This is a genomic window from Aeromonas sp. 3P (genome assembly GCF_051919745.1).
In the GTDB taxonomy this organism is placed as follows: domain Bacteria; phylum Pseudomonadota; class Gammaproteobacteria; order Enterobacterales; family Aeromonadaceae; genus Aeromonas; species Aeromonas veronii.
This window is the reverse complement of sequence record NZ_JBQBED010000001.1, coordinates 3,348,267-3,357,500: the sequence shown is the minus strand read 5'-3', so window position 1 is coordinate 3,357,500 and position 9,234 is coordinate 3,348,267. Positions and strand designations below refer to the sequence as shown.

The 9,234-nt window shown below is 57.0% G+C and carries 8 protein-coding genes (1 of these 8 cut by a window edge); 3 read left to right on the top strand and 5 right to left on the bottom strand.

Annotated elements, in window-relative coordinates:
• Positions 1–4 carry the 5' end (the start) of a helix-turn-helix domain-containing protein gene (locus ACTG19_RS15550; protein ID WP_019445207.1) on the bottom strand. 566 nt of this gene lie to the left of the window's left edge, so 4 of the gene's 570 nt are visible here — the first part of the coding sequence; its start codon is at positions 2–4; its stop codon lies beyond the left edge, outside the window.
• 119 nt (positions 5–123) lie between these two features.
• On the opposite strand from ACTG19_RS15550, the gene ACTG19_RS15545 reads away from it, so the two are divergent.
• Both ACTG19_RS15545 and ACTG19_RS15540 read left to right on the top strand, forming a co-directional pair.
• The gene (locus ACTG19_RS15545) at positions 124–1,299 is read left to right on the top strand and encodes a benzoate/H(+) symporter BenE family transporter (protein ID WP_113740595.1); all 1,176 of its coding nucleotides are present in this window, start codon (positions 124–126) and stop codon (positions 1,297–1,299) included.
• Positions 1,300–1,421: 122 nt separating this feature from the next.
• On the top strand, positions 1,422–2,486 hold the full coding sequence (locus tag ACTG19_RS15540) for a DUF3103 family protein (RefSeq protein ID WP_113740594.1): 1,065 nt from the start codon (positions 1,422–1,424) through the stop codon (positions 2,484–2,486).
• Positions 2,487–2,555: 69 nt separating this feature from the next.
• On the opposite strand, the gene metF is transcribed toward ACTG19_RS15540, so the two are convergent.
• Positions 2,556–3,446, bottom strand: coding sequence for a methylenetetrahydrofolate reductase (gene metF / locus ACTG19_RS15535; protein WP_005340191.1), 891 nt, complete (start codon positions 3,444–3,446; stop codon positions 2,556–2,558).
• A gap of 329 nt (positions 3,447–3,775) precedes the next feature.
• On the opposite strand from metF, the gene ACTG19_RS15530 reads away from it, so the two are divergent.
• Entirely contained in the window at positions 3,776–4,576 is an 801-nt protein-coding gene (locus ACTG19_RS15530) for a GNAT family N-acetyltransferase (protein ID WP_439989243.1), read from the top strand.
• Positions 4,577–4,647: 71 nt separating this feature from the next.
• Here ACTG19_RS15530 and ACTG19_RS15525 read toward each other — a convergent pair whose 3' ends face one another.
• The 3 genes from ACTG19_RS15525 to ompW form a co-directional block, all read right to left on the bottom strand.
• Entirely contained in the window at positions 4,648–6,117 is a 1,470-nt protein-coding gene (locus ACTG19_RS15525) for an ABC transporter substrate-binding protein (protein WP_374996783.1), read from the bottom strand.
• Between the two features lie 8 nt (positions 6,118–6,125).
• Positions 6,126–8,105: a HAMP domain-containing methyl-accepting chemotaxis protein gene (locus ACTG19_RS15520; RefSeq protein WP_439989242.1), complete on the bottom strand. Its 1,980-nt coding sequence runs from the start codon at positions 8,103–8,105 to the stop codon at positions 6,126–6,128.
• Positions 8,106–8,327: 222 nt separating this feature from the next.
• Complete coding sequence (gene ompW / locus ACTG19_RS15515; protein WP_005354990.1) at positions 8,328–8,942, bottom strand: outer membrane protein OmpW; 615 nt, start codon at positions 8,940–8,942, stop codon at positions 8,328–8,330.
• Positions 8,943–9,234 lie beyond the last annotated feature (292 nt).

Below are 9,234 nucleotides of genomic sequence, written 5' to 3'. Positions count from 1 at the left end.
GCATAACTGCCTCTTTATTACTCTTGCACGATGCGTCTTGTGCGCTATAACGCACAGCGATATAGTCAAAGCTGTATTGTACGTAATAACGCACAGCGCGTCACAACGCCAAGAGGAAGAGTCATGCCCTTCGCCATCCCCCATCTGGTCGCAGGCTTTATCGCCGTGATGGTCGGCTACACCAGCTCCGTCATCCTGATCATCCAGGCCGCCACAGCGGCAGGTGCAGATACAGCTCAAGTTGCCTCCTGGCTCTGGACGCTGGGGATCGGCATGGGGGTGAGCTGCATCGGCCTCTCTCTCTATTACCGCATACCCATACTAACCGCCTGGTCCACACCGGGCGCGGCACTGCTGATCACCACGCTGGGCAACTTCACTCTGGCGGAAGCGATCGGCGCCTTTGTGATCTCCTCCCTGCTGATCACTCTGTGTGGCATCAGCGGCTGGTTCGACCGTTTGATGAAACATATCCCGGCTCCGCTGGCCGCCGCCATGCTGGCTGGCGTGCTGCTCAAATTCGGGCTGGATCTGTTCAAGGTCGCCCCGCAAGATCCATTGCTGCTTGGCACCCTGCTACTGGCCTTCCTGCTGGGTCGTCATCTCTGGCCCCGCTATACCATGGTGCTAGTACTGGGAGTGGGGATGCTGATCTGCAGCGTGCGGGGGGATTTGCAAATGGGCACCCTTCACTGGCAACTCGCCAGCCCGGTCTGGACATGGCCAGCCTTCTCCCTTGATGCTCTGTTTGGTATCGCGCTGCCGCTGTTCATTGTCACCATGACATCGCAAAACATGCCGGGAATTGCCATCTTGCGGGCCCACGGCTATCAGCCTTCTACCTCCTCGCTGATCAACTGGACTGGCCTGACTGGCCTGCTGCTCGCCCCTGTTGGCGGTTATGCCTTCAATCTGGCCGCCATCACTGCCGCCATTTGCATGGGCAAAGAGGTCGACCCGGATACCAAGCGCCGCTGGCCTGCTGCGGTTTGGGCGGGTTGCTTTTATCTTGTGACCGGCTGCTTCGGCGCAACCGTCGCGGCCCTGTTTAGCGCCTTTCCGGCAACCCTTGTCACCTGCGTCGCTGGTTTGGCCCTGTTAGGCACCATCGGCAGCAGCCTGCACTCGGCCTTGCAAGAGGATGAAGCGCGAGAAGCTGCGCTGCTCACCTTTATCATTACCGCGTCCGGGATCAGCCTGCTCGGCATCGCGGCAGCCTGCTGGGGTCTGCTGATTGGTCTGGCTATCTATCAGTTCCAATTATATCGACAAAGGAATCAATTGAACCTCAAACCGTGAACCTCTGCACACTATCCAGATAAAATGATTCACAAGTGAAACTAATTTCCTTCTAGTGGCGTCAGGGCACTAATCTTCCCGGACATGGTGCCCTGTCAGGTTCCATGCAACGGAGTATAAAAATGAAAAATCAGGCTGTCTTGTTACTACTGGCCATACTGGGTGCTACGAGCGTCCAGGCTGCCGATACGGATCGAGAGTTGGCTCGCCAGCTCGCACTTCAGCAGAAAAACCTGCTGCCCCTGCTGAGCAATCAGCAATACCAGAGCCCGCTTCCCACCCTGCTGCAGAAGGCCAGTCCACGGCTTAAACGGCAGGCGAGCGATGCCAACCAGGCGGCCATCAGCCGGCAAGGACTGGATGGCGAGGTCAAGCAACTGATGCAGTTGCGACTGGCCAACACCGATCAGGCCGCAGCACTGCAGCAGGGCGTCGAACCGCTGGTCGCCTATGTTCCGAGCGGGGATGAGAAGAGCTGGAGCGCCATTGAAGCGTTCGACAGCGCTGGCAATCCTGTCTATCTGGATGTGGACAAGGCACCGGCCCGGCCGGTTCTGGTAGTCGAAGCCGATCCCGTCAAAGCCAAGAACGCAGGCTTGAAAGTGATGCGCAAAGCACTGGCCGATGCCGATCTGCAAAGCGCGCCGCGAGCGGTGGCCAGCACGGCGCCGCTCAAGACCAGTATCCTGAAAAAGATCAGACTGAAGGATGATCAGGAGCCCTGGCTGCTCGGCGCAGCCGAAGTGTATGCGGTGGTCGCAGGGGTCAATCCCAGCCGGGATGAGCCTGTGGTCGATATTGTCGACATGCCCTACCTCGACTATGACAACACAGACTACACCCCCAACCAGATCCTGGTTTACTGGGATCGCTATCGCTGGGGTGCCGTCGATGTGGTGATGATGGAGCAGGATGACAACGTCAACTACAAGGAGCTGAGCGCCCTGCTGATTGAAGCTCTCAAACTCGGCTTTACTGCGGGTGGCGTGCCAGAAGCCCTGCCCTTCCTCGATCTCGGCGGTCGCATCGTCAAGGCGCTGCCCGACTCCTGGATGACCAACAACGACGACTATCTGGATACCTTCTACACACTGGAGCAGGATCAGGTCTATCGCCAGTATCCGGGGGCTGCCGGTAATGCGGTTATCGATCTTGAGCCAAAAGAGATCGCCCCGACCAGACCTTGATAATCGGCCATAACGAAAAAGCCAATGAGCAACTCATTGGCTTTTTGCTTTTATCGCTGTGAGCACTGATCAGCCCTTGGGACGAACCCCCAGAGTATGGCAGATGGCATAAGTCAGCTCGGAGCGGTTCAGGGTATAAAAGTGGAAATCCTTCACCCCTTCCTGACTCAGCACGCGCACCTGATCGATGGCGATGCTCGCCCCCACCAGATTGCGAGTCATCTGATCGTTATCCAATCCCTCGAAACGCTGATGCATCCAGCGCGGGATCTTCACGTTGGTAAAACCGGCAAACTTGGCCAGGGTCTGATAGTTGGAGACCGGCAGGATCCCCGGCACGATTTCGGCATCAATACCGATAGCGGCGCAGCGATCCCGAAAGCGCAAATACGTTTCCACATCGAAGAAGAACTGGGTGATGGCGCGGTTGGCGCCGGCATCAATCTTGCGTTTGAGGTTGAGCAGGTCGGATTGGGCACTCTTGGCCTCCGGGTGCCCTTCCGGATAGGCGGCAACCGAGATATCGAAGTCCGCCTCTGACTTGAGCAGGGCAACCAGATCGGTGGCATACATATCCGGCTTCTCCAACCCCTGCGGCAAGTCACCGCGCAGAGCCACAATATGGCGAATGCCGCTGTTCCAGTAATCGCGGGCGATGGTGCGCAGCTCGTCGCGACTGGCATCGATACAGGTCAGGTGCGGCGCGGCAATCAGGCCTGTCCGCTCCTTGATGTCCTTGATCACCTTGTGGGTGCGATCACGGGTGCCGGAGTTGGCGCCATAAGTAACAGAGACGAACTTGGGTTCCAGCACTTTCAGCCGTTCGATGGACTGCCAGAGAGTGTTTTCCATCCCTTCACTGTTGGGCGGAAAAAACTCGAAACTGACCGATATATCGCCATTCAAATCTGCCAAGCTCTGGTTGAGCGCCTCAACCTGACGTGCACTGTGAAATCCCATCTGCTCTTCTCCCTGTCCTGCAATCCATCTGCCTACGTCAAAACGGATGTTTGGACGTCTAAACGTCTTTATATTTATGAGCAAAACGACACAAAGTCAACAGGGATTTACCTCACATCCGATCTGACGAACTTCATATTTACAAAATTAACGGTACGTAACCGAAAAGTGCCCATCCCAAAATTGCCCCAGTCGAGTTATGATGAGGGCAGATCGTCCTGGACGTTCTGAATCTGCGTGTGATTGTTTGGCCGGAGGTTTCTCCGGCCCCTTTTCATCTATTTCCCACTCCTGCCGATAACAGAATGAGTCTTTGCAGGAGCACCATCATGGATAGCCACCCCGGCTTTGCCACCGACTTGCTGTTTGATCGCTACCAGGGCGAGGTCATCCAGCATGAGCAGTTCTGGGCGGTTCGCACGCCGGATGCTCCCGACTACTACTTCGGCAACTACCTGCTGCTCCCCACCCCGCCCAGCGACCGCGACAAAGGCTGGCTGGAAGCCGCATTCGATCAGTTGATCGGTCAAGATCCTCGAGTGCGCCACCGCACCTTCCAATGGCCGCTGGCGGCCGGGCAAAACAGCCGGATAGCCGGTTTTGTCGCAACGGGTTACCAATATATGGAGTGCGTGGTGCTGGCGCTGGATGAACAGAGTTGCCCGCCCCCTCACAGCGATATGAACAATGTTGAGGCACGCACCTTCACCACTGCTGATTGGCCTGAGTGGCTCGACTTCGAACTCAATGAACGGGATGAGGGGCACTCGGAACAGAGCTATCTCCCCTATCTGCAATCCCGCCGGGCGCTCTATCAGGCCATGATTGCCGATGGGCTCGGGGACTGGTGGGGGATCTGGCAAGAGGGACAACTGGTCGCCAGCTGTGGTCTCTTCTTTTGCGGCATACTTGGGCGCTTCCAGTTGGTACGCACGCACCATGCGTGGCGCAACCAGGGGTTATGCCGTCAGCTGCTGAGTCAAGTGGCTCGCGCAGGATTGTCCCGCGCCAAACAACTCATCATAGTGGCCGACGAGCACTACCATGCCCAGCGCATTTACCGCTCTCTGGGGTTTGCCCCGGTTGCCCGCATCGGCAGCCTCTGCCGCTGGCCCCACGAAGCACAATAAAGCGATACCTGCTGGCCGCGAACCATAAAAAACGGGAGGCGATGCCTCCCGTTTTTATTGATGCCGATGACCTATTGCTGTGGTTGCTGTGGCGCTTCCAGCTCGTTGGAGAGCGCCTGCTCTACCTCATCCGACTGCGCCGGTAATGGTGCAGCGGCCGCTGATGCGGGTTCTGCGGGAGTCACAGCAGGTGACACCACAGCCGATGTTTCACTGGTCGCGGGAGCTGCGGACACCTCAGTCGTCGGCGCAGAAACAGGAGCAGGGGCAACCGCATCACACTGACAATCCGCGCTCTTGGCCTTGTTGCCCTGATGAGGGGCATACCAGCCCTTCAAGCCACTTTCCAGTCGATCCGCGGCAGCCTTGGGCTCCATCTTGCCAAGCAGCACTGCCTGACTCACCTCGGCCAGCTCATCCCCCAACTTGGGCGTACCACGGGAGAGGATCTGAGTCGCCACCCGAATGGTCGAGTCACACTGATCGCGCCACTCCATCATCTCTTTGGCCGCCGGGTTGGTGACATCGAAAAAGTGGTTGGAGAGGGAGAAGAATCCCGGCAGCGAGTTGGTATAGAGCTCGGCAAATTGCGGCGTCGTCAGCCACTGCAGGAAGGCCATTGCCCCCTCTTTATTCTTGCTGGCCGGGTTCATCCCCATACCGATATCGGTGTGGTCGGTAAAGAAACAGCCATCACCCTGTTTGGCCACCGGCGGGCGCATGACGCCAAAATCAACCTTGCCGGTGAAGGGAGCAATCTCCCAGGAGCCCGCCACGTAGAAGGCGGCCTTGCCCGAGGTAAACAGCTCGTTGCTGGTCGCATAATCGCGGCTCTCGCCACCTTCACCGAGGTAGGAACGCCAGCGGGCCAGCTCGTCGAACACCTTCACATATTGGGGGTTGTCCAACCGCTCCTGCCCGCCAATCAGTGCCAGACGACCATCTTCTCCTTTCCAGTAATTGGGACCAATGTTCTGGAACCCCAGCTCGGAGGCAACCCAGCTCTCGGAACCACTCATGGCCAGCGGCACATAGCGCCCGTCGGCCTTGATCTTGTCCAGCACGGCAAAGAACTGATCGCGGGTTTGCGGTAAGGTGAGCCCCAACTCACTGAAAATCTTCTTGTTATAGAAGAAGCCATGGATCACCGAGGCCATGGGCACGCAGAAAGTCTGGGCACCGGAGTCCGTCTGCCAAGGTGACTGGGCAAAACTCGGGAAGTTCTCCATCCCTGCCATTTCGGTCAGCTCGGCCAGATGGCCCGCCTTGAACAGGGCGAGCGAGTCATCAAACGGGCGACAGGTAATGAGATCCCCCGCCTTACCGCCTTTCAGGCTCTCCCACAGAGTGGGCATGTAGTTGACGTTCTGCACCGGATGAAAACTCACCTTGATGCCGGGATGCGCCGCTTCAAACGCCGGGATGATTTTCTGCTCCCACAACGCCTTGTCATCGGTTCGCCAGCTTTCAATCACCAGCTCGCTGGCCATCAGCTGGCCACACAACAGGAGACTCAGGGCTCCAATCCACTTTTTAGACATAAGCCCTCCTAGACCTTGAAATGTGCGATCAATTGCTGCTGTTTGGCGACCAGGTCGGCCAGCACTTCGCTGCTGCTGGCGGATTCCCGCGCCTCCCGCTCTGTCTCGTATGCCACATCGGCAATACCGGCGATATGACGAGCGACCCCCTGACTGACGGAGATCTGCTCCTGAGCGGCATGGGCCACCTGATCAGCCATCGATTTGATGGCCCCCATCCGATCGGCAATGGATTGCAGCGCCACATCCATCTCGCGAGTCTGCTCGACACAGCTCTGGGTCTGCTCCTGGCTACGCCCCATCACTTCAACCACATGCTTGCTGGAGCTTTGCAGGTTCTCAATCATCCCCTGGATCTCTTCGGTCGAAGTCTGGGTGCGATTGGCCAGTGCCCGCACCTCATCGGCCACCACCGCAAAACCGCGACCTGCATCGCCAGCACGGGCCGCTTCGATGGCGGCGTTCAAGGCCAGCAGGTTGGTCTGCTCGGCGATGCTGCGGATCACATCGAGAATGCTGCCGATGTTGTTGCTGAATTCGCCCAGCTTGTAGGTGATGCCGACCGCCTCCTCCATGGCGCTAGCCAGCTGCTCGGTGATCAGGCGAGTGGTGGCCACTTTCTGGCGACCACTACGAGCCTCTTCATCGGCCAGATCCACTTCGCGCTTGGTGCCATCGGTAGAGCGGGCCACCTCGGTGGCGCTCACTTCCAGCTCGGTAATGGCGGCGGCCACCTGATCGGTCTGGCTCTTCTGCTCCTGTACCCGGGACATGGCCCGTTCGCTGATCTCGGCGGCGCGGCTCGCCTCATCCACCAGATGGCGAGAGCCCGCATTGATTTGAGAGAGTAGTTCACCGGTCTTGCCCGCCAGCGTATCGATGGAGCGAGAGAGGCTGCCAAATTCGCAACTGCTGCGGTAGTTGATGCGGCGGGTCATGTCACCGGCCGCCATGTAATCGAGCTCCTTGTTGATCATCTGCAACGGGCGCTGAATGCTGCGCGCAGTGGTATAGCCGATCACCAGCGCGGCTGCGGCCGACATCGCGGCAACCACCAGAATCCAGAAGCTGGCACTGCTGACCGCCGCATCGGCGTTGCTCCGGCTGTCGCTGGCAATGGCCCCGGCGGACTTGCCCATCTCATCGAGCAAATTGAGGCTGTTGACCAGACTGGCATCCAGCTGCTGATTTTGCGTGGCCAGCGACAGCGCCAGTTGCTGAGCCTGACGCATGGTTGCCAGCAAGCCCTGAGCGCCAAGTGCCAGCTCCTGCATCCGATCCAGATTGGAGACAAACCGCGCTTTCACATCATCGGGCACCAGCACCCGCTCCAGACGCTTGCGGGCCATCTCGATGTCCTTGCTGAGTACCTTTTCCAGCTCGTTCAGGTCGGTTTTGGCATCGGCACGGCGGATATTCTTCAGATCGCGGGCGATACCTGAGGTAATAAGTTCCGCCTTGTTGCGCATGGAGCGCTTGCTGGCGGTCTGTTGCAGCAGCAGATCCGCCGCCCACTGGTAGGTATCCTCAAGGCGGATAAATTCCATCTCCAGCTTGTGGCGCTGCTCCAGTGCACTGACCCACTGCCGATGCTGGGCCAACACCTGATCCGCCAAGCCATAAAATTGAGTGGTAGCACTCTCGACCTGCTGGAAGCGGGCACGAGCATCCGCTACATCGGTAAATTTACCCATCTCCTGACTCAGCTGGACGAAGCGGTTCTGCTGCTCCTTGAACTGATTGGCCAGCTGCGGCAACTGGGCGGCATCTTCACTGGTGCGGTAGACAAGCACCCAGCGGTTACTATCCTGCAGTGCCCCCTTGAGACCTGCGACAGCCACCACCAGCGGGGTTGCCCGGTCAGATACGGCAGAGAGGCCGTCATTTATACCCTTGATTTTAAAGGTACTGATCACGCCAAGCAGGATCAGCAACAGCAGCATCAACACAAATCCGGCGATGATCCGCTGCACGATAGATAAGCCCATGGAGACATCCTCACTCATTGGGGGAAGGTAAAGTGAACATAGTCACTATCGGCAGGGGTGGCGAATAACTGAAATAAAGCGGCAGGTATTTAATTGATTTGTATCGGGTTGGATCACAGTCCAGACAAAATCAGCCATACGAAAAAAGCCCGGCACAAGCCGGGCTGAAAGAGACGTACTTTGCTATCTTCCGCGGTCCGTTCAGAACCGCAGTCAGAATCATTAGAAGCGGTAGCCAACACCCACCATAAAGGCCATCGGGTCGATATGCGTTTTGAAGGTGCCAACACCATCAACTTTAACATCTGTATCGATATCCATGATCCAGGCTGAACCGTTTACAAACCAGCGATCTGTAACCGCCATATCGATACCGACCTGACCTGCCAGACCCCAAGAGTCGTCAAGGCTGATATTGGCACCATCAAGTGCTCCCACCCCCTTCTCATCAAAGAAGGTGGTGTAGTTCACACCCACACCAACATACGGGCGAACCTTGCTCTGGGCATCGCCAAAATAGTACTGGGCCATCAATGTTGGAGGCAGATGTTTAACCTTGGCAATCTCACCAAGATCGCGAGTACTCACTCTATGGGAGAATGGGGTTGCAGCCAGCAACTCAACACCCCAGTTGTCGGTGATCATATAACCGAGGGTCAGGCCAAGCTGTTGATTACTGTTAATCTCAAATTCACCGGTACCCAATACGTTGTCACTGCTCTCCTGAGGAGAAACGATGGCCAAACCGCCACGAACCAGAATATCGCCAGCCTGATGGGCCATGGCGAAAGGAGAGGTCACTGCAGCGGCAATCATCAGAGGAAGTAATTTTTTCATCACGTAATCCCTTTTTTTGTTTTCATTTGATGCTGTAAGCCCGCTGACTATATGCCCTTGTAAATGCAAAGTTATTGACTTGGAGCAAAGGTTGCACAGAAATAAATCGATTGGTGTGACATCTTTGCGCGCCATCCCAATCTCGTTGAGCCCCCAGACAACAAGCTGAAATGCCTGTTTCGACAGGTTGTAACTACCCGCATCCAGCGCCAAAAGGATCAAGCAAACCACATCTTATTGCGCGGCAGCGCGGCTATTAATTGTTGTTAATATGGGCAAATCAGCGTATTTT

Bases quoted from the DNA above. Each gene is read 5' to 3' on its own strand.
- metF (WP_005340191.1), bottom strand. From the start codon at position 3,446: ATGGGATTTCACAGTGCACGTCAGGTTGAGGCGCTCAACCAGAGCTTG.
- ACTG19_RS15540 (WP_113740594.1), top strand. From the start codon at position 1,422: ATGAAAAATCAGGCTGTCTTGTTACTACTGGCCATACTGGGTGCTACG.
- ACTG19_RS15520 (WP_439989242.1), bottom strand. From the start codon at position 8,105: ATGGGCTTATCTATCGTGCAGCGGATCATCGCCGGATTTGTGTTGATG.
- ACTG19_RS15545 (WP_113740595.1), top strand. From the start codon at position 124: ATGCCCTTCGCCATCCCCCATCTGGTCGCAGGCTTTATCGCCGTGATG.
- ompW (WP_005354990.1), bottom strand. From the start codon at position 8,942: ATGAAAAAATTACTTCCTCTGATGATTGCCGCTGCAGTGACCTCTCCT.
- ACTG19_RS15530 (WP_439989243.1), top strand. From the start codon at position 3,776: ATGGATAGCCACCCCGGCTTTGCCACCGACTTGCTGTTTGATCGCTAC.
- ACTG19_RS15525 (WP_374996783.1), bottom strand. From the start codon at position 6,117: ATGTCTAAAAAGTGGATTGGAGCCCTGAGTCTCCTGTTGTGTGGCCAG.